This is a genomic window from Noviherbaspirillum sp. FW303-A3, assembly GCF_058788695.1.
This window is the reverse complement of record NZ_JBYTAZ010000001.1, coordinates 1099778-1120728: the sequence shown is the minus strand read 5'-3', so window position 1 is coordinate 1120728 and position 20951 is coordinate 1099778. Positions and strand designations below refer to the sequence as shown.

The window sequence follows — 20951 nt, the reverse complement described above, 5'->3', positions numbered from 1 at the left end:
GCCGATGCTAGTCGTACGCGCAATCAGGGAACAGGATCTCGACGGGCTGGTGTCCCTGGCCGAGAAGGTGGGGTCCGGCATGACCACACTCAAGCCGGACCGCAAGGCGCTGGGGCAACGGGTGGAAATCGCCTGCGCCTCCTTTGCCGAACAGATCGCGCCGCCGCAGCGCGACTATGTGTTCGTGATGGAAGATACCGCCGCCCACAAGGTGGTCGGCGTCTGCGCCATCAAGAGCGCGGTTGGCCTGGACGAACCGTTCTACAACTACCGCATCGGTACGCTGGTGCACTCCAGCAAGGAACTCAAGGTCTTTTCGCGCATGGACACGCTTTACCTGTCCAATGACCTGACCGGTTGCGCCGAGCTGTGCTCGCTGTTCCTGCATCCGGACTACCGCCACGGCACCAACGGCAAGCTGCTGTCGAAGAGCCGCTTCATGTTCATCGCGCAGTTCCCGCACCTGTTCTCCGAGAAGCTGATCGCGGAAATGCGCGGCTACCAGCGCGCCGACGGTCGCTCGCCGTTCTGGGACAGCCTGGGCCGGCATTTCTTCAAGATGGAATTCGACCGCGCGGACGACCTCACGGCCCTCGGCAAAAAATCCTTCATCGCCGAACTGATGCCGCGCCATCCGCTCTACGTCTCCTACCTGCCGCAGGAAGCGCAGGAAGTGATCGGCCGCGTCCACGTCGATACCGCGCCGGCGCGCCGCCTGCTGGAACAGGAAGGCATGTATTACGAAGGTTACGTCGATATCTTCGACGCCGGCCCCGTCCTGCAGGCGCGCGTGAGCGAGCTGCGCGCGCTGCGCGAGAGCGACCTCGCGATTGTCGATACCGGACTGACGCTGGAACGCGACGAACCGCCGGCACTGGTGGCGACGACGCGCATGCAGGATTTCCGCGTCGTCACCGCGCCGACCCATGCCCATCGCAGCCGCATTGCGCTGTCGGCGGAACAACAGGAATTACTGGCCTGCCGCACCGGCGATGCCGTGCGCGCCATGCCACTCAACCCGAAAAAGACACATCATGCATAGCCATTACCTGAATGGCCAGTGGATTGCGGGCGATGGCCCGCAACTGGCCGCTTTCGATCCTTCCACCGGAGAGCAGACCTGGAGCGGACGCGCTGCGACCGCAGCGGAAGTCGACGCCGCCTGCAAGGCCGCGCGCGCGGCATTCGAAGCCTGGGCGACCAAGCCGTTCGAGGTCCGTGCCGGCATCTGCAACCGTTTCCGCGACCTGCTCAAGGAGCACAGCGAAGAGCTGGCGACGCTGATCTCGATCGAGGTCGGCAAGCCGCTGTGGGAAGCGCGCACGGAAGTCACGACGATGGCGAACAAGGTTGACATCTCCGTGCAGTCCTACCATGCGCGGACCGGCGAGTCCCTGACCAAGGTGGCCGACGGCGACGCCGTCCTGCGTCATCGTCCGCACGGTGTCTTCGCCGTCTTCGGTCCGTACAACTTTCCGGGACACCTGCCTAACGGCCACATCGTGCCGGCGCTGCTCGCGGGCAATACGATCGTGTTCAAGCCCAGCGAATATGCGCCGCAGACCGCGATCAGGACGATCGAACTGTGGGTGAAGGCAGGGCTGCCGGAGGGCGTGATCAACCTCGTCACCGGTGCCCGCGATACAGGGGCGGCACTGGCTGCCAACCCGGAAATCGACGGCATTCTCTTCACCGGCAGCTACAACACCGGTGCCATCCTGCACCGGCAGTTCGCGGGGCAACCGGGCAAGATGCTCGCGCTGGAGATGGGCGGCAACAATGCGCTCGTCGCCTGGGATGCAGGCAATGTCGATGTGGCGGTACACCATACGATCTTCTCCGCCTTCGTGAGTGCGGGGCAGCGTTGCACCTGCGCGCGCCGGCTCATCGTCGAAGATTCGGAAAAGGGCAGGGCCTTCATCGACCGGCTGGTGGACGTGGCGTCGAAAATCGCTGTCGGCAGGTATGACCAGTCTCCGGCTCCCTTCATGGGGCCGGTCGTTTCGGCCCAGGTGGCGCAGAAGCTGGCGCAGGCGCACGACGATCTCGTGGCGCGCGGCGGCAAGAGTCTGCTGGCGATGCGGCAGCTCAAGGAAGGAACCGGTTTCGTCTCGCCGGGCATCGTGGACGTTACCGGCGTGAACGGCATTCCTGACGAAGAATGGTTCGGCCCCTTGCTGCAGGTGATCCGTGTCGGCAGTTTCGAGGAGGCGGTGCGCGTTGCCAACGCGACCGAGTACGGACTGGCCGCAGGCTTGCTCAGCGACGACCAGAGCCTGTGGCAGAAATTCCTGCTCCGCGCGCGCGCCGGCATCGTCAACTGGAACCGCCCGACGACGGGCGCCGCCAGCACCGCGCCGTTCGGCGGCATCGGCAAGTCGGGCAACCATCGCCCGAGCGCCTACTATGCCGCCGACTATTGCGCCTATCCGGTTGCATCCATCGAAAACAGCATGCTGGAAATGCCGAAGCAGCTTTCGCCGGGCCTCGTCTTCTGAAGGGAATAAAAGCACCATGATCACCGCACGGGAATTCAACTTCGACGGCCTGGTCGGCCCGTCGCACAACTATGCCGGCCTGTCCTTCGGCAATGTGGCTTCGTTCAACAACGTCAACAGCGTCGCCAACCCGAAGGAGGCGGCGCTGCAGGGGCTGGCGAAGATGCGGGCACTGGCCTCGCGCGGTTTCGCGCAGGCGCTCCTGCCGCCGCAGGACCGGCCCAATTTCCGCCTGCTGCGCAGCATCGGCTTTACCGGCAGTGATGCCGACGTCATCGCGCGCGCCTACAAGGAAGCGCCGGCAATCCTGTCCTGCGCCTATTCAGCATCGCCCATGTGGACGGCGAATGCGGCCACGGTCAGCCCCTCGGCCGACACGGCGGATGGCCGCACCCACCTCACGGTGGCCAACCTCAACAACAAGCTGCACCGCTCCTACGAGCACACGCAGACAGCGCGTGCACTGCGTGCGCTGTTCAGCGACGAGCGGCATTTCGCGGTACACGACGCGTTGCCGCCGACACCGGCTTTCGGCGACGAGGGCGCCGCCAACCATACCCGCCTGTGCGCCTCGCACGGCGCGCCGGGCGTCGAAATGTTCGTCTACGGCCGGGTCGAATTCGATCCGGAAGCAGCAGCGCCGAAGCGATTCCCCGCACGCCAGACGCTGGAAGCCAGCCAGGCGGTCGCCCGCCTGCACGGCCTCGACGCGCAACGTGCCGTATTCATCCAGCAGGATCCGGACACCATCGACCAGGGCGTGTTCCACAATGACGTGATCGCGGTGGGCAACGGCAACGTCCTGTTCTACCACGAGCAGGCATTCGTCAATGAATCGGCCTCGCTCGATATGCTGCGGCAGGCCATGGCGGCTGTGCGCGCCGAGCTGCGCCCGGTACGCGTCCCGGCGAAGGAGGTGTCGGTGTCCGACGCCGTCAACAGCTACCTGTTCAACAGCCAGCTGCTGACCAAGGCGAATGGAAAGATGGCGCTGGTCGTTCCGCAGGAATGCCAGGAAAACCCGGCCGTGGACAGCTACCTGCAAGGCCTGGTCGCAAGCGGCGGACCGATCGACGAACTGATCAGCTTCGACTTGCGCCAGAGCATGCGCAACGGCGGCGGGCCGGCATGCCTGCGCTTGCGTGTGGCGCTGACCGAGGTCGAAGCAGCAGCCATGCACCAGGGCGTGGTGATGAGCGATGCGCTGTACCAGGAACTCACCGCCTGGGTAGGCAAGCACTACCGCGACCGCCTCGCGCCCGCCGACCTGGCCGACCCGGCATTGGCGGTCGAAGTGCAGACGGCGCTGGATGAATTGACAACGATTCTCGGCCTTCCCGGCCTGTACGCGTTCCAGAAGTAGCCAATTTCGATGCGCCGGGCATCTGCCCGGCGTTGCCGCCCGTTTCGATCGAAAATCCCCCGTAAACCCGCACCAGTACTTGCTTTCGCTGTTTTTTTCACAGCGGAATGTCCGCGCCTTTACGTAAAAATAGGTCGTTTGACCGAATTTTCTTTTTTTTCCTCCCCTTACTTCCGATCTTTCTTCAAGCCAACGCGCGGTAAGATCGCGCGCCTTTTAGATATCGGACAGTCACCGCTTCCGATGTCGCATTTTTTCAAGAACCCGTCGCGATGCTGGTTTGACCATGTTGCCTTAACTGGTCCAATAGCCACTCGACGGAAACTCGTCTTGAAAAGAAAAAGCAAATAACCCAATCAACCGGAGGAACACATCCTATGAAGAGCATCAAGCACCTGCTGGTCGTGGTCGCGGGTCTGGTCGTCGGCATGACGGCGCAGGCCCGAACGTTCGAAGAAATCAAGGCGAGCGGCAAGATCATCGTCGCCACCGAAGGCGCCTACCCCCCGTTCAACTTCTTCCAGGGCTCGAAGCTGACCGGCTTCGAAGTCGAACTGGCCGAAGCCATGGTCAAGAAGATGGGCCTGGCCATCGAGTGGAAGGCACTGTCCTTCGACGCGCTGCTGGCCGGCCTGCGCCAGGACCGCTGGGACATGGTGATCGCTTCCTTCGGCATCACCGAAGAGCGCGCCAAGGCCGTGACCTTCACCAACCCGCATTACTGCAGTGGCGGCGTGATCGTGTCGCGCGACGGCTCCATCCGCACGCCGGACATGCTGGCAGGGAAGACGGTCGCCGTGCAGACCGGTTCCACCTACATGGAAAACGTCAAGAAGCTGCCCAGTGTGAAGGAAGTGAAGAACTTCCCGCAGGACACCGACGCCCGCGCCGCCCTGATGAACGGCCGTGTCGACGCCTGGGTCAGCGACCGCTTCGTGGTCAAGAACGCGATCGAAAACAATCCGAACGCACCGCTGAAGACCGGCGGCTACCTGTTCGTCGAGAAGGTCGCCACCGCAGTGAAGAAGGGCAACACCTCGCTTGCCGCCGCCGTTGACAAGGCGCTGGCGGAAGTCATGACGGACGGCACCTACAAGACGCTCTCCGAAAAGTACATGAAAGAAGATATCCGCTGCCAGCAGTAATACAGCGCATCGATATCGAGTGAGGAGAAAGCGGTGAGATCAGCAATCAGTTTGTTACCGGCGGAGTGGTCGCGCGAGAAGCGCAGCGCAGTGTCCATCGCCATTTCCGTGGCGGGCCTGTTCGCCTTCCTGTGGCTGATGGCCATCCCCCTGAGCTGGATGCCGGAACCGATCGGCTCCAATGCGGAACAGTTCGCGGAAGGGGCCAAGACCACGATCATGCTGACGGTGGTGTCGGGCGTCATGGGCATCGTTTTCGGCATGCTGGCCGCGCTGGCCAAACTGTCCAAGGTCATCCCGCTGCGCCTGGCTGCTGACTTCTACGTCTGGGTCATTCGCGGTACGCCGCTGCTGGTGCAGGTGCTGTTCGTGTTCCTGGCGCTGCCCGCGCTGGTGCCGGGCCTGCAGCTGTCGGACTTCAATTCGGCGGTCGTCGCGCTGGCGTTCAACGTCGGTGCCTACAACGCCGAGGCGATCCGCGCCGGCATCCTGGCCGTGCACAAGGGACAGACCGAGGCTGCACGCTCGCTCGGGCTGACGCCCTTCATGACCTTCCGCGATGTGATCTTCCCGCAGGCGTTCCGCATTTCGCTGCCGCCGCTGGTGAACAACATCGTGTCGCTGCTCAAGGATTCGAGCCTGGCGTATGTGATCGGCGTGGTCGAGTTGTCGAACATCGGCAACCGCATCCAGTCGGCCACGTTCCAGCCGATCCCGGTATTCATTACGACCGCAACCATCTACCTGCTCCTGACCACCGTGCTGACACAGATTTCCGGTGCGATCGAGCGGCAGCTGGATGTGGAACGACACCATTGAGCGGGGAAGAGGGGATGAACATGGCAGAAGTACCGGCAGGCGCAACGATCTCGCCGCAGCCTGAAACGAAGGAACCGCTGATCATCGCGGAAAACATCAACAAGCACTTTGGTCAGTTCCACGTGATCAGGGATGTGTCGACGAAGTTCTACCAGGGCGAAGTGACCGTCATCATCGGCGCGTCCGGCTCTGGGAAGTCGACCTTCCTGCGCATGCTGAACCGGCTGGAGACGCACGATTCCGGCCGTATCGTGATCGACGGCATCGTCCTCGACGATGACCTGAAACACATCGATGCGGTACGGGCCGAAGTGGGGATGGTGTTCCAGAGTTTCAACCTCTTCCCGCACCTGACGGTGATGGACAACGTCACGCTGGCGCCCCGCCGCCTGCGCGGCATGTCCCGCGCCCAGGCGGAAGAGGCGGCCAAGGCGCTCCTCGCGAAAGTGGGCATGGCGGCCCACGCGCACAAGTATCCGCACCAGCTTTCCGGCGGCCAGCAGCAGCGGGTGGCGATCGCGCGTTCGCTCGCGATGCAGCCCAAGGTGATGCTGTTCGACGAGCCGACCTCGGCGCTCGATCCGGAAATGATCAAGGAAGTGCTCGACGTGATGAAGGACCTCGCGCGCGGCGGCATGACCATGATCGTGGTGACGCATGAAATGGGTTTTGCGCGCGAAGTGGCGGACCGCGTGATCTTCTTCGAGAAGGGGCAGATCCTCGAGGAAGCGCCGCCTGCCGAATTTTTCAGCAACGCCCGCAACGAGCGCATCCGCTCGTTCCTGGGCCAGATTGCCTATACAGCACGATAAACAAACAATCCAATTGGGAGAAACAAGAATGCAATTCAAACTGACGACGTTGACCGCTTCCATCGCACTGATGTTCGCCGCCGCCATGCCGGCACAGGCGCAGACCGCGAAGGAGTTCGAAGAACTGCGCGCCGAAATGCGCAAGCTGCGCGCCGAACTCGAAGCCCTCAAGGGCCAGAAGCCGGAAGCCTCGAACGCGGCGCTGGCCGATCGTGTGGAACAGGTGGAACTGCGCTCCAAGGACGCCGTTGTCCTCGGTGACATCCCCAATTCCTTCCGCCTGCCGAACTCCGATACGTCGGTCCGTGTGTACGGCTTTGCCGAGCTGAACGCGGTGCACGAATTCAAGGGTGACAACAGCGACCAGGACTACTCCACCTTCCTGCCGTACGCGCCGCTGAAGGGCACGGCCCAAGGCAACCGCAAGGGACGCACCTACCTGACCGGCCGCACCTCGCGCTTCGGTATCGAAGCCGCGACGCCGTCGCCCTACGGCCCGATCTCGATGAAGATCGAAGGCGACTTCAACAACGATCCGCGCACCGGCAATTCCGCCGTCTACGGCACCGCGGGCAACATCTTCACCCAGCAGGCGACCAACAGCTACAACTTCCGCCTGCGCCATGCCTATGGCCAGTTCGGTGGCCTGCTGGCCGGCCAGACCTGGTCGACCTTCATGGACCTCGACAGCCTGCCGGAAACCGTGGACTTCAACGGCCCGATCGCCGCCACCTTCATCCGCCAGCCGCAGATCCGCTACACCTATCCGATGGCCGGCGTGGGCAACTTCACGGTGGCGCTGGAAAACTCGGTCAGCTACGTGCTGGACAATACCGCGACCGTGACGCCGGCCGGCTTCTCCCGCGTGCCTGACCTGGTCGGCCGCTTCGACAAGGGCTTCGACTGGGGCACCCTCAGCCTGCGCGCGCTCAGCCACGAGCACCGCATCGACGACGGCGCCGGCGTGAACCTGTCGCGCCGCGGCTGGGGCCTGGCCGCGAGCGGCATGGTCAAGACGGTCGGCAACGACTTCCTGACGTGGACCGTCACCGGCGGTAACGGCATCGGCCGCTACCTCAACTATGTCGAAGGCGCGTTCCACGATGCCGCCAACAACCGCATCTTGATGGAAAAGGCGGCCGGCGTTGTGCTCGGTTACCAGCACAAGCCGTCGGACACGCTGCGCTACAACTTCGCGCTCGGCTACCAGAAGAACTTCAAGAACGAGTACACCGACTTCGCCGTCGCTAACGGCCTCGACAGCGGTCGCTTCGGCATCAACCGCAAGCTGTGGCAGGCTCACCTCGGCTTCATCTGGAATCCGGTCAAGGGCGTGGACCTCGGCACCGAGTACATCTTCGGTCGCCGTACCACCCTGGCTGGCGAGGACGGCGACATGAGCCGCATCAACCTGTCGGCGAAGTACAACTTCAACTGATCGACCCGACCTGTCGCTGCATGGAAAGCCCCGGAAACGGGGCTTTCTTTTTTCCGATTCATCCGCATCAATTCCGCGTCGCGAAATCACCGGCAGGCACGGCATTTCGCGACTATATTGGAGAAAGAATTTCCCTCGTCCAATCGATGCACTGCAGCATCGTGAATAAGCTTCTGCAAACGCGGGAATTAAAGAATTTCACACGGCAAATCCATCGCTACTATTCGACGTACTGGTCCCCACAAGGGAAGCATGTGTGCCGTGCCGATGTAAATCGGTGTCGCGCAGCTGCAAGACAGCATGCCTGAGACGGCGCACACTAACACCATATTCTTGGAGAAGCGCATGACCCAGCAACCACAAGACCTCCGCACCCGCACCCTCGAACGTGTCCTCGCCGGCGTGAACAGCCCGGCCCCCGCCACCGAATCCCTGATCCGCGCCTGGCTCAATTCCCTGGAAGAAGAAGATCTTACCGGCATCACCTTCGATTGCCTGGCGTCCTCGCTGTGGGAGGGATTCTCCCGGCTGGCGAAGTGGACGCCGCAGGAAGGCTGCCGGATCGAATCGCTCGCCTATGCGGACGATCGCGGCGGCAGGGCGACGGCGTTGCTGATCCTGAATCCGGACATGCCTTTCCTCGTGGATTCGATGGTCATGGCGATGCGCCGCATGCGCATGCCGTCGCGCGCGGTGCTCAACGCGGTCCTCTCTGTCGAGCGCGCGCCGGAGGGCACCATCGTCAGCGCCGGCAAGGTCGGCAATGGCAAAGGTGCTCCCGAATCCTACGTCCTGTGCCTGATGGCCGAGGAAATCGGCGGACAGGACCTGGACGCCTTGCTGTCGAACATCCGCATGGCGGCAGGCGATGCCGCCACCGTGCGCCAGGACGCCGCGACACTGAAAGCGAAAATGTCCGAGGTCGGCTCGGCCGCCGCGGCGAAGGATGCCACGGGGCAGGAGGTCGCCGCTTTCCTCGACTGGGCAAGGATCGAGGGCTTTGAAGTCTTCGGCTATGCCCGATACCACATCGTGGCCGGCCAGCGCGAACTCGTGCGCGAACCGGGCAGCGCGCTCGGCGTGCTGAAGGACAAGAGTCATCCGGTGTACGGCAACTGCCTGGCCGGCATTCCCGGCGACTTCGACACGCTTGCCGCGCGCAAGGAAACGCTGTCGGTGGTGAAGGCCGACGTGCAGTCCACGCTGCACCGCGATCAGCAGCTCGATTTCGTCGGCGTGCGCGACAGCGACAGCCAGGGCACGATCCTCGGCGAGCACTGCTTTGTCGGATTGTTCTCCCGTGCAGCGACCGCAAGCACGCTGCCGCAGCAGCCGTTCGCGCGCGTGCGCATCAAGCAGGTGCTCACCCTGGCCGGTGTGCGCTCCGAAGGTTTCCGCGCCGAGAAATTCCTGGAAATCCTGGAATCCCTGCCGCGCCCCGAAGTGATGGAGGCCGAACCCTCATGGCTGGCCGCCGTATGCGGTGCCGTGGTGGCGCTGTACAAGCAGCCGCGCGTCAAGGTGTTCGCGCGCCGCGACGTCTATGGCCGCCACCTGAACGTGCTGGTCTACATGCCGCGCGAGCGTTACGGCGCCCATTCACAGGAAGTGCTGGCCCAGACGCTGCGCAGCATTTCCGGTGCCCGCGATGTGCGCGTGCAGGCCCTGCTGGCGGATGGTCCGCTGGCGCGCGTGTACATGATCGCCAACGGCGCGAACATGGGACTCGACCTGGAGTCCGATGTCCAGCAGCCCTTGCTCGGCGTGCTGGAAGGTTGGCACAACACCTTCGACAGCCTGGTCGACGCGACCGAGGATGCCGGCATGCGCACTTCGCTGCGCAAGCTGCGCGCCAGCTTGCCGACGGATTACATCAACGGCGCATCGCCGCAGGTCGGCTACCGCGACCTCTGCACCTTGCTCGGCAATCCGCAGCCGTCGCGCGTGAAGGTGCGCATCGAGATCGGCGCCGGCGATGCGGTGACCATCCGCCTGCACTCCGTCAACACCGTGCCGCCGCTGTCGTCCATCCTGCCGGCGCTGCAGAATGCGGGCGTGTCCATCCTGCGCGAGCGCACACATGCGATTCCCTCGCTCGACGGCTCGCGCTACTTTGTCTCGAGCCTGTCGGTGGATGCGCAAAGTGCGGTCAGGCTGGCGAAACCGCATGTGGCCCAGGCCGCGCAGGAACTGTTCGAATCCCTGTTCAACGACGAGGCGGAAGACGGCCGCATGAACGCGCTGGTGGTGGAAGCCGGCCTGCGCATGCGCGAGGTACAGCTGATCCGCGCCTATACGAGTTACTGGCGCCAGGCCGGGTGCCGCTTCAGCTTGCGCTACATGGCGGAGCGTCTCAAGACGCAGCCTGCCCATGTGCGCACCCTGGTCGAGGGATTCCTTGCACGCTTTGATCCTTCGCTCTCCGCCGAGCAGCGCGCATTCGGCACGACGACATTGTCGACCTTCAAGCAGCGTCTGACGGACGTGAACCACGCGGATACGGAAAACATCCTGCGCGCCATCGCCGACCTGATGCTGGCCACGCTGCGCACGTCCTACTTCCAGAACGGCCAGGCGGGAGACACGATCATCTTCAAGTTCGACAGCAGCCAGCTCGCGCTCTTGCCGCAACCGCGCCCGTACCGCGAGATCTTCGTCTTCGCGCGACGCTTCGAAGGCGTGCACCTGCGCGGTGGCCCGGTGGCGCGCGGCGGACTGCGTTGGTCCGACCGCATGGAAGACTATCGCACCGAAGTGCTCGGCCTGGTCAAGGCGCAGATGGTCAAGAATGCCGTGATCGTGCCGGCAGGCGCGAAGGGCGGTTTCGTGTGCAAGATGATGCCCAAGGATGCCACGCGCGAAGTTACTGCGGTGGAAGGCGAGGCCGTGTACCGCCTGTTCATCGCCGGCCTGCTGGACGTCACGGACAACCGGGTGCGCGGCGGCGTGGTGCAGCCGCCGGATACGGTGTGCTACGACGATCCCGATCCTTACCTGGTTGTTGCGGCCGACAAGGGCACAGCGACCTTCTCAGACATTGCCAACGGCATCGCGGTCAAGCGCGGTTTCTGGCTGGGCGACGCGTTTGCGTCCGGCGGCTCCAACGGCTACGACCACAAGAAACTGGGCATCACCGCCAAGGGCGCGTGGGAAGCGGTCAAGCGGCATTTCTATGAAATGGGCCATGACCTCAATACCTCGCCGATTACCGCGGTCGGCATCGGCGATATGTCCGGCGACGTGTTCGGCAACGGCGTGCTGCTGTCGCGCCAGCTCAAGCTGGTGGCGGCATTCGACCACCGCCACGTCTTCATCGACCCCAATCCGGACGTGGAGAAGTCTTTCCAGGAACGCCAGCGCATGTTCGCGCTGCCGCGCTCTTCCTGGGACGATTACGACAAGGCCCTGATCTCGGAAGGCGGTGGCGTCTGGCCGCGCACCGCGCGCAGCATCGAACTGTCGCCGCAGGCACGCGCCGCGCTTGGGATAGAAACGACCAGCATGGCGCCGGAGGAATTGCTGCACGCCATCCTCATGGCGCCGGTGGACCTTTTCTACAACGGCGGTATCGGCACCTACATCAAGGCCTCGACCGAATCCCACGAGCAGGTCAAGGACCGCGCGAACGACGCCATCCGGGTGGACGGCAAGGAACTGCGCTGCAAGGTAGTGGCGGAGGGCGGCAACCTTGGCGCGACGCAGGCAGGCCGCATCGAGTTCGCGATGAAGGGCGGGCACATCTTTACCGATGCGATCGACAATTCGGCCGGCGTCGATTGCTCCGACCATGAAGTCAACGTCAAGATCTGGCTCGATACCGAAGTCAATGCCGGCAAGCTGGATGCGGAAGAACGCAACCGCCTGCTGAACGACATCACGCCGGACATCGTGCGCCTGGTGCTGCGGGACAACACGCTGCAGACGCACCTGCTGGTGCGAGAGGCGCAGGCCCAGTCCGAGCATGCTGCACTCGACAGCTACGCCTCCCTGATAGCAAAGCTCGAAGCGGAAGGCGTGATTTCACGCAAGCTGGAGCAACTGCCGATGGCTGCTGAACTGGTGACGCGCAAGAACGAGGGCCGCGGGCTGACCACGCCGGAGCTGGCGGTGGTCGTCGCGCATGTGAAGAACCGCTACAAGCAGTTGCTGTCCGAGCTGAACCTGACCCAGTTCAGCTGGGCGCGCACCATGCTCACACCGTATTTCCCGCATGCACTCGTCTCGACGCGCGATCCGCTCGAGCATCCGTTGGCGAATGCCATTCTCGCCACTGTGCTTGCCAACGAAGCGGTCAATCGCTGCGGTCCGGTCATGCTTGCCGAGCTTGCAGAAGCGCGCGGCGTGAAGGAGACGGACGTCATCTGCGCCTGGACGCAGGCATGGGCAGCGTTGAGCCTCGCACCCGTCTTCAGCACCCTCGATGCCCACGCGCTGCAGGTGCCGCGCGAGGTGTCGCTCGCGGTCGACCAGCGCACCCGCGCGTTGCAGAAGGTCGTGATCCAGGGCGTGCTGTCGGTGCCGGAACAGCAGTTGCGTGAATCGAGTGCGCTTGCGGAACTGACCATGCTCTTCAGCAAGCCGGAAGCCGTGCAGGAACTGGCGCCCGCCGTGCCTTCTTCCTTGCCGCTGCAAGGCATGCCTGCAGCCTTCGTGCAGTCTTGCGAGACGGTGGAAGCGATCGAAGGCATTGCCGACTTCCTGTTCGCCGGCCTGTCGGTGCCGCGCCCGGAGGGCATGAGCCTGACGCAGTTCCTCCAGCTCGGCATGGCGTTGCGGCGCCAGGCCGGTATCGACGGGCTGGAGCGGGTGCTGATGCATGCACCGGCCAGCGCGACGCAGGAGCCCTTGCGCGACCACGCATTGCAGGCGCTTCGTCGCGCCCAGCAGCGCCTGTTGATGCGGGTGCTGCAACAGGCGCCTCTCGGAGCCAGGCCTGCGGACGATCCGGCATCGGTGGTCGCCGCCCTCATCGACAAGCTCAAGGTGGGCGCACGGATGGCAAGTGCCGGCGGCCAGCAGAATCTCGAGTTGGCGGTGCTGGATGTCTGGGCATTGTCCGAGGCGGCATCCTCGGCATCGGACGCGGCGTGATGCAGGCGGCGATGGAAAACGGCATCCACGACAGCGTGCGCCTGCTGGCGGATGGCGACTTCACGCATGCCGCCGACAATTTCGCCAACGCCGGCTTCAAGGTGCGCCTGCCGGCGCGGGGAATCATGCAGGTGGTGTCGTCGAGCCATATGCTGCGCCGGCCGCGTCTTCTGCTATCGGTCGGTATCCATGGCGACGAAACAGCGCCGATCGAAATGCTGGCGCAACTGCTTGCCGTGCTGGAACGCGAGCCGCATGCGCTGGCGGTGGACCTCATGGTCGCAGTCGGCAACATGGCGGCCATCGAGGAAGGGAAGCGTTTCATCGACGCCGATCTCAACCGCATGTTCCGCAGCGACCGCGGTGACCTGGAATCCGCAGCGGAGGCGTCGCGCGCCGATGTCCTCATGCGCGCAACCGCTCAGTTCTTCGCCGGGCCGGATGCCGACAAGTGGCATCTCGACCTGCACACCGCCATCCGGCCTTCCGTATACCCGACCTTTGCGGTCGTGCCCGCCGTCATCGCCGGAACACGCAGGGATGCCTTGCTCGGCCTGCTCGGACGCGCCGGGATCGAGGCTGCCATCCTCAATACGAAGCCGGCCGGCACGTACAGCGCCTATTCGGCTGCCGGTTTTGGCGCGGCAAGTGCGACCGTGGAACTCGGCCAGGTCGGCATCCTCGGCAGCAATGACCTCGGCGTTGCCGCCGCCATGGCTGGCACGCTTGACCGCTTCATGCGGACGGGACGGCTGGAGCAGGAAGAGTCGCGGCCGAGGGTGTTCCGCGTGGCGCAGGAGCTGGTCAAGCATTCCGATGCCTTCCGCATGGCATTCGGCAAGGAGACGCAGAACTTCACCGCCCTGCCGCCGGGCAGCGTGATCGCCGAGGATGGCGACATGGTGTACCGCGTCGGCGGCGAGACGGAGTATGTGGTATTCCCGAATCCCGACGTGCGCGCCGGGTTGCGGGCGGGGCTGATGGTCGTGGAAGATTAACAGCGTTTCTGCTTCATGCAGTGGGCGATGGCCTCGACGACCTTCACGGCGTTGAAGGGTTTCACGACAAAGCCGCTGATGCCGATCTGCAGGGCCTTTTGCACGTTGTCCAGCGTCGGCAGATTGGTCACCATGATCATGCCCACGCCGGGCGCCGCTTGCTTGATCCGTTCTGCGGCCGAGTGGCCGTCCATTTTCGGCATGTCGATATCGAGGAAGGCGATGTCCGGCTTGTGCACGCCGCACAGTTCGACCGCCTTTTCGCCGTCATGCGCTTCCGCCACGACCTGGTGTCCGTGCTCGCGCAGCAGCAGGCGCAGGACATGGCGGGTGGTCCTGTCGTCGTCGGCAATCAGGATGTTGAGTTCTTTTTGGAAGACCGGCATCTCGTTCCCTCAGGGCGTGAGCAAGGATTGCAGCTTGCCGCAGACGCGGCGGTATTCGTTTTCGATCGCGGCCATCTTCTGGTCGAAGCCTTCAAGCGAACCGGCCTTGGCGGCAGTCTCCACCGTTTTGCTCAGGGCCGACAGACCGGTCGCGCCGATGGATGCGCAACTGCCGCCGAAGGCATGGGCGACTTTCGCGACCTTCGCGCAGTCGCCGGCGGCGGCAGCTTCGCGCATCGCAGCCAGCCTCGGCGTACCGTCGTTCTGGTAAAGCGATGCCAGTTCGGCAAAATCGGCGCCGAACATTTCTTTCACCTCATCGAGCTCGTCCTCGCAGAACGCGTCGGCATCCACGGCGGACGCCGACGGGCGCGGCAGCCAGCGGGCGAGAACGTCGCCAAGCATTTGCGGGCGGATGGGCTTCGACAGGAAATCGTCCATGCCGGCCGCGAGGCAGCGCTCCTGTTCGCCCTGGCCGGTGCATGCAGTGAGGGCGATGATGGGAGTCTTCCGCTCCGGGCCTTCTGCAGCCCGGATGCGCTGCGTGGCCTCGAATCCGTCGAGCACCGGCATTTCGCAATCCATCAGGATCAGGTCGAAGCGTTTCCAGGTGTGCATCTCGATTGCCTGCATGCCGTCTGCGGCAACGGCGGCTTTGCAACCGAGCTTTTCCAGCATGCGGGTGGCAACCTGCTGGTTGACGGAATTGTCGTCGGCGACGAGGACGGTGCAGCCGGAATATGACGGGGCGGTCGCTCCATCGCGCTGCGTGTCCGCGGACCCGGACGAGGCGGCTGGCTCGCCATTGCCCGCAATGCACAGCCATGCCAGCGTCGCTTCCATGTCGGCAGGACTTGCCGACGTGCTCAAACGGGCGGAAAAGCCGTCGTCTGGCTGGAGCAGGCGTTCGTTCGCATGGTCCAGCAGGACAACGAACGCATTGCGATGGGCCGGATTGGTCCTGATCGCGCTGCCCAGCACGTTTGCGTCCATGCCTTGCAGGTGGGGTTCAAGCAGGACCAGCCGGTACGGCACGCCATTGCGGGCGGCCGCGTCGATGGCCGCGAGGCCTTCGAAGGCGGATTCAAAGAAATCGCACTGCATGCCGAGACGTGCCAGCGCTGCCGTCGCGGCATCCAGCTGCCCCGGATGCTCCGCGAGGATAAGTGCCCGCGTGCCGGCCATGGCGTCAGTTGCAAGGGGCAGGTCGATGGAAATGCGTAATGCGGTGGCTGGCGGGTTTGCCCGGTCGATGGTGATCGTTCCCTTCATCATGTGCACAAGCCGGATACAGACCGCCATGCCGAGCAAGTCCCGCGATCCCACATCCCCCGGCGCAGGATCGGTGCCGCCCATCGCCGATGCAAGGTTTGCGCTGTCTTCCGACGATTGCGGAATCCGCGCTTCCAGCACGATCCTGCACATTCCCCCCGGCAGGTAGCTTGCCCTGCATGCGAGCGACATGACCTCGCCGCCAGCACACTGGAGTGCGACGTCGCCCAGCGCCGAGAATGCCTCGCGCAGGCGCGCCGCATCGCCGTGCAGGCGCAGCGACGGCGGATAGGCAATCGACACATCCAGGCCCCTGCTGCGGCCGCTCGCCGGTTTGCCGGCCAGTGCCGCATGGGCTTCCTGCAGCAGGTCGAAGGGGGCCTGGTTGAAACGGAAGCTGTTGGTTTCGATCAGTGACATGTCGACAATCCGTTCCAGCGACTCCAGCAGGGTGTCGACGTTGTGCTGCGCGGTCCTTGCATATTCCTGTTGCGACGGCGTCAGGCCGGTATCGAGCAACAGTTCGAGCATTCCCCGCACACCGTTCATCGATGTGCGGATGTCGTGGTTCATCTCCGCCAGCAGCGAACCCATGGCCAGCGTGGTGTTTTTTTCATGTCCGCCGGCAGCCGGTGCCGCGGCGATCTCATCGTGTATGTGCATGGCTCTCCCAAAAACATTCAATGCTGTCGCTGCCGATGACAATCATATACGTCCGGCCGCCGGAAAGTGTCGCGCATTTGATGCAGGCAAGCGGGAAAATGTCGGCAGGCGTACTGATATTGAAACGCCAATTCTCCCTGCATCACCACCCCATAAACATGGGAAATCGCGCAATTCGCCCCTCATTTCGCGGAAATGGCTCGCAATTCCCCTTCTTTTCAGGGGGCTGTTTTGCCCGGCCGGTCCTGATAATGCACGTTAAGAAATTCCGGCCCAGCGCGCATACATAACAACCGCCGGAATCGCTCATCCAGCGGGAGCAGAGATATGGACACCAAACAGGCGATGCACAACAACCCCGGACTACAAGGAACAGCCCTTGAGGACGAGGACATGGGCGATGTGGGAACGCAGGCAGGTTCGCCGCAGTCTCGCATCGGGGGCGTCGACCTGAAAGCCATCCGCGAGGCAATCGCCCGCGTCGAAGCCGAGGCCAAGGCAACGGTCGCCGCGGAAAACCGCGCCCACGCCGAAGCACGAGCCCGCTCGCTGGCCGAAGACCGCGCACGGCTGGATGCCGCTGCCGCCGCCGAGGCCTACCAGAGCGCACGCGCCGCAGAAGAGGCCATCGAAGCCAGCCGCGCCCGCTTCGAAGCAGAACGCCAGGCACGCGAAGCTGCTGAAGCGCGCGCAGCCGCCGTCAAGAAGGAAATCACCGAACTCCGTGCCCGCGCCGAAGCCGAGGCCGAAGCCAAGCGGCTTGCCGAAGAGCGCGCCCGCGCCGAGTCAGAAGCACGCCAGCGCGCCGCAGAACAGATCGCCGCGGAAACGCAACTCGCCGCCCGCGCCGCCGCCGCCGTGGAAGAGCTGGCCCAGGAAACCGAGCTGGCCCGCTGGCAGGCTGCGCAGCGCGTGGCCGCCGCGGAAGCCGCCAAGCAGGAAGCAGAAGCACGCGCCCGCGCCGATGCCCGCATTGCCGAACTGGCCCGCGAGCAGGAGCGCCGCGAAAAGGAAGCACGCGTGTCGGCAGAAATGCTGGCCAGGGCACGCAGCGAAGCCCTCGAGATCGCACGCGAACGTGAGCGCGCCGAAGAGATGGCCTTGCAGGCCGCGCTGAGCCGCGCACCGGCCGAAGTCCGCGCTCGCGAAGAGGCGCGCGCCCGCGCCATCACCGAGCAGGAACAGGAAGCGATCGCCCAGGCGCGCATCGACATGGAGCGCAAGACTGCGCAGGCACTTACGGTACGCCTGAATGCCGAATCCGAGATGCGTGAAGCCGCTGCACGCCGCCAGCATGCCGAATCCGTTGCAGCCGCAGCAGCAGAGGCCCGCCGCGAAGCAGAAGAGAGCATCCGCCTCGCCACCGAAGCCCGCATCCGCATTGAGCGCGAACTGCAGGAAAAGGCCCTGTCCCGCATCGAGGCTGAACACAAGGCCGATGTGCAGGCGCGCGCACGTGTCGCCGCGGAAGAGCGTGCCATCCAGGAAGCCCGTGAGCGCGCCGTAGCCGAACAGAAGATCGTTGAAGCAGTCAGGGCGCGCGAAGAAGAAGAGCAGCGCGCACGCAAGATCGTCGAGAAGCGCGTCGAAATCGAACGCGCCGCGGCAAGGATGGCTGCCGACCAGGTCGCCGCCGAGCAGGCCGCATTTGCACGTGCCGCCGAGCACGCGGAGCTCCAGCGCCAGAACGCAGAGATTGCCTCGGTGAAGGCACGCGAGGCAATGGAGGCGGCCCGCGCCGAACGCAAGCGCGCCGACGCCGAACAGAAAGCGATTGTCGCATTGCAGGAAAAAGTGCTTGCCGAGGAAGCCGCCGTTGCGGAAGCGAATGCGCGCGCAGACGCGGAAAAGCTGCACGCGAGCCTGCTGCGCGATCAGGAGCAGGCAGAGCATGCCGCCCGCGTTGCCAAGGAACAGGAATGCGAAGCGGCAAAGCTCGCACTGGCCAAGGCCATCGAGCGCGGCGATGCGCAGCGCGAAGCCGCGCAGGCTGCCTTGCTGAAGGCGCGTGAAGCGGTGGAACTGGCGCGCGTCGAGCGCCAGCGTGCCAAGGATGAGCAGGAGGCGCTGCAAACCCTGCAGCAAAAGGTCCGGATCGAGCGCCAGCGTGCGGAAGCCGCCCAGAAGGCACTCCGGGCCGCGCAGCAAAAGCTGGCTGCCGAACAGGCCGCCCATGCTGAAGCCGAAGCGCGCCTGCACGCCGAACAGGAACAAACCGCAGCCCTGCGCGAACGCGAGGAAGCAGACCGCGCCCTGCGAGCAGCACGTCTGGCCGAAGCCACCGCCGAGAAGCACACGGCGGAACAGACGCGCGCAGCCGCCGAACTGCAGCGCAAGGCCGCGCAGGCTGCGCTGCTGAAGGCGCGTGAAGCGACTGAACTGGCCCGTGTCCAGCGCGAACGCGCCGAAGCCGAACAGCACGCACTGCAGGCGGAGCAGGATCGCCGCCAGGCGGAAGAGGCCGCGCGCAGCGAAGCCGAGGCACGCGCCCGTGGCGAGGAAGGCCACACCGAACTGCTGCGCGCCCGCCAGCAGGCAGAACTGGAAGCGCGCAGCGCCATTGAAGCCAAATGCGCCGCTGAAAAGCTCGAACTCGAACAGGCCGCGCAGCGCGCCGACCTCGAGCGCCAGGCCGCCGAGGCCGCCGAAGCGAGGGCGCACGAAGCGGTGGAACTGGCCCGCGCAGAGCAGCAGCGTGCCGAAGCGGAACAGAAGGCGCTGGAAGCCGTGCGACAGCATCTTGCCGCCGAGCAGGCACTGATGACGGAAGCAGAAACCCGTGCCCGCGTCGAGCGCGAGCATGCCGAGACGATCGCTGCCCGCGAACAGGCCGAGCATCTCGTCCGCAAGGCGGTCGAAGCGCAGCTGATGGCCGAAAAGCAGCAAATGCAAAAGGTCGCCGAGCGCGCCGAATCGGAGCGTCGCGCCGCCCAACTGTCATTGAAGAAAGTCCGCGAAGCCATCGAGCTGGCCAAGGTCGAGCAGGCACGCGTCGTCGCCGAGCAGCAAGCCCTCGTCGCCATCCAGAACAAGCTGGAAGCAGAGAAAAAGCTGCGCATCGAAGCGGATGCCCGCACCAAGGCCGAGGAAGAGCAAGCCGCGCACATGATGGCCCGAGAGCAGGCCGAGCGCACGGTGCGCGAAGCCATCCAGGCGCAGGCCGAAGCCGAAAAGCAACTGGTGGAAAAAGCGGTCGAGCAGGCAGAGTTCCAGCGCAAGACGGCCGAAGTCGCCATCGCCAGGGCACGCGAGGCTATCGAACTGGCAACCGCCGAACGCCAGCGCGCCAATGCAGAACAGAAAGCCTACGCCGCACTGCAGGAAAAGATGCGCGCCGAGCGTGAACGCACTGCCGCCGCCGAAAAGGCGATGGTGGCAACCGAACTCAGGCTGGCAGCCGAAAAGAGTGCTTGCGAGGATGAAAAGGCTCGCGAGCGGATCGAAACCGAACTGGTATCCATCACCCGCGCCCGCGAGGGAGCTGCCCGCACGGCACGTCTTGCCATCGAGGCAAGGGCAGCCGCCGAAAAGCAATTCCTCGAAAAGGCCGCCGAGCAGGCGCAATCGCAGCGTATTGCGGCCGAGGCGGCCGAAGCCAAGGCGCGCGAAGCCATCGAACTTGCTCGTCTGGAAAGCGCCCGCGCCAAGGCCGAGCAAGAGGCGCTGGCATCGATCAGGGAGCAGGTCCGCGCGGAAGAACTTGCGCACGCCGAGGCGGAAAAGCGCGCCGCGCTGGAACGCGAAGCCGCCGAACTGGCCACCCGCCGCATGGCCGCCGAAACCGAAGCGCGCGCCGCCGAGGAAATGCGTGCCGACGCAGAGCGCCGCGCCCTGGAAGCCGCCCGCCGTCAGAAGGAATACGCCACATCGAGCACCGAACAGGCCGACGCGCTGCGCGAGCAATGCGAGCGCGAGCAGGAAGAAGCGCAGGCGCTCGCCACGGACCTGCTGGAGCGGATGAAGGGCAAGAGCGAAGCGGTCGGCCAGTGGCGCGTCCGCGCGGAAGCAGTGCTTGCCGAGTCGCCGGTTCCCGCCTCCAAATCCAGGACGGTGCGCCGTCCGCTGGTCGCGATGCTGGGCGGCGCCGCCTTCGTTGCGGGCGTTGCCGTCGCCGCGACCTTTACCATGCAGGGAAGCCAGTCCGTCCAGGCACAGGTTTCGCCGTCACCGGCGATGGTTTCGGCCGGAGCCATTGTCCCGGCCAAGTTGCAAATGTCGTATCAGCTCGGTACTGCCCCAATGTCTGCGCAGTCCGGCGGCGACGGCGAATGATGTTCCTTTGATATGCCCTGTGAGCCATGTCAACTCCATGGTTCGCAGGCGGTTTTCCCTCTTGTTCCCCGGTTGTCCCATTGGTACGCAAGGTGTTCCAAAATGGCGTATTTAAGCCAGTGAGGTTAGAATGCACTGGTTTCAAAATGCCGCCCGCCGCGCTTTCCGCCCCCGCCGGATGCCGGGTTGCATGA

Annotated in this window: 12 protein-coding genes; 10 read left to right on the top strand and 2 right to left on the bottom strand. The window is 64.5% G+C overall.

From position 1 onward, the window contains the following. The first annotated feature begins 4 nt into the window (after positions 1–4). From astA to AC3WOY_RS05410, 9 genes are all read left to right on the top strand, one after another. A complete protein-coding gene (astA, locus tag AC3WOY_RS05450; protein ID WP_492421533.1) occupies positions 5–1042 on the top strand; it encodes an arginine N-succinyltransferase in 1038 nt (345 codons plus the stop codon). Next, positions 1035–2498, top strand: a complete 1464-nt coding sequence (gene astD, locus AC3WOY_RS05445; protein WP_492421531.1) for a succinylglutamate-semialdehyde dehydrogenase — start codon at positions 1035–1037, stop codon at positions 2496–2498. The genes astA and astD overlap by 8 nt, the downstream gene beginning before the upstream one ends. 19 nt (positions 2499–2517) lie before the next feature. Then, positions 2518–3861 (top strand): N-succinylarginine dihydrolase, encoded by a 1344-nt coding sequence (gene astB, locus AC3WOY_RS05440; protein WP_492429199.1) that lies wholly within the window; start codon positions 2518–2520, stop codon positions 3859–3861. A 377-nt stretch (positions 3862–4238) separates the two neighbouring features. Next, positions 4239–5006, top strand: a complete 768-nt coding sequence (locus AC3WOY_RS05435; RefSeq protein ID WP_492421529.1) for an ABC transporter substrate-binding protein — start codon at positions 4239–4241, stop codon at positions 5004–5006. Between the two features lie 138 nt (positions 5007–5144). Further along, positions 5145–5825, top strand: coding sequence for an amino acid ABC transporter permease (locus AC3WOY_RS05430; protein ID WP_492429197.1), 681 nt, complete (start codon positions 5145–5147; stop codon positions 5823–5825). Between the two features lie 20 nt (positions 5826–5845). Further along, a complete protein-coding gene (locus AC3WOY_RS05425; protein WP_492421527.1) occupies positions 5846–6637 on the top strand; it encodes an amino acid ABC transporter ATP-binding protein in 792 nt (263 codons plus the stop codon). 28 nt (positions 6638–6665) lie between these two features. Beyond that, positions 6666–8075 carry a DcaP family trimeric outer membrane transporter gene (locus AC3WOY_RS05420; protein WP_492421525.1) on the top strand — a complete coding sequence of 470 codons (1410 nt, stop codon included), beginning with the start codon at positions 6666–6668 and terminating at the stop codon, positions 8073–8075. A gap of 345 nt (positions 8076–8420) precedes the next feature. Then, the gene (locus AC3WOY_RS05415; RefSeq protein WP_492421523.1) at positions 8421–13166 is read left to right on the top strand and encodes an NAD-glutamate dehydrogenase domain-containing protein; all 4746 of its coding nucleotides are present in this window, start codon (positions 8421–8423) and stop codon (positions 13164–13166) included. An 11-nt stretch (positions 13167–13177) separates the two neighbouring features. After that, positions 13178–14164 carry a succinylglutamate desuccinylase gene (locus AC3WOY_RS05410; RefSeq protein ID WP_492421521.1) on the top strand — a complete coding sequence of 329 codons (987 nt, stop codon included), beginning with the start codon at positions 13178–13180 and terminating at the stop codon, positions 14162–14164. Here AC3WOY_RS05410 and AC3WOY_RS05405 read toward each other — a convergent pair. Further along, positions 14161–14550 carry a response regulator transcription factor gene (locus AC3WOY_RS05405; protein WP_492421519.1) on the bottom strand — a complete coding sequence of 130 codons (390 nt, stop codon included), beginning with the start codon at positions 14548–14550 and terminating at the stop codon, positions 14161–14163. The two genes, AC3WOY_RS05410 and AC3WOY_RS05405, sit on opposite strands and share 4 nt — an antisense overlap. Positions 14551–14559: 9 nt before the next feature. Continuing rightward, entirely contained in the window at positions 14560–16485 is a 1926-nt protein-coding gene (locus tag AC3WOY_RS05400) for a response regulator (RefSeq protein WP_492421517.1), read from the bottom strand. A gap of 327 nt (positions 16486–16812) precedes the next feature. Between AC3WOY_RS05400 and AC3WOY_RS05395 the strand changes: the two genes are divergently transcribed. Continuing rightward, a complete protein-coding gene (locus AC3WOY_RS05395) occupies positions 16813–20757 on the top strand; it encodes a coiled-coil domain-containing protein (RefSeq protein WP_492421515.1) in 3945 nt (1314 codons plus the stop codon). Positions 20758–20951 lie beyond the last annotated feature (194 nt).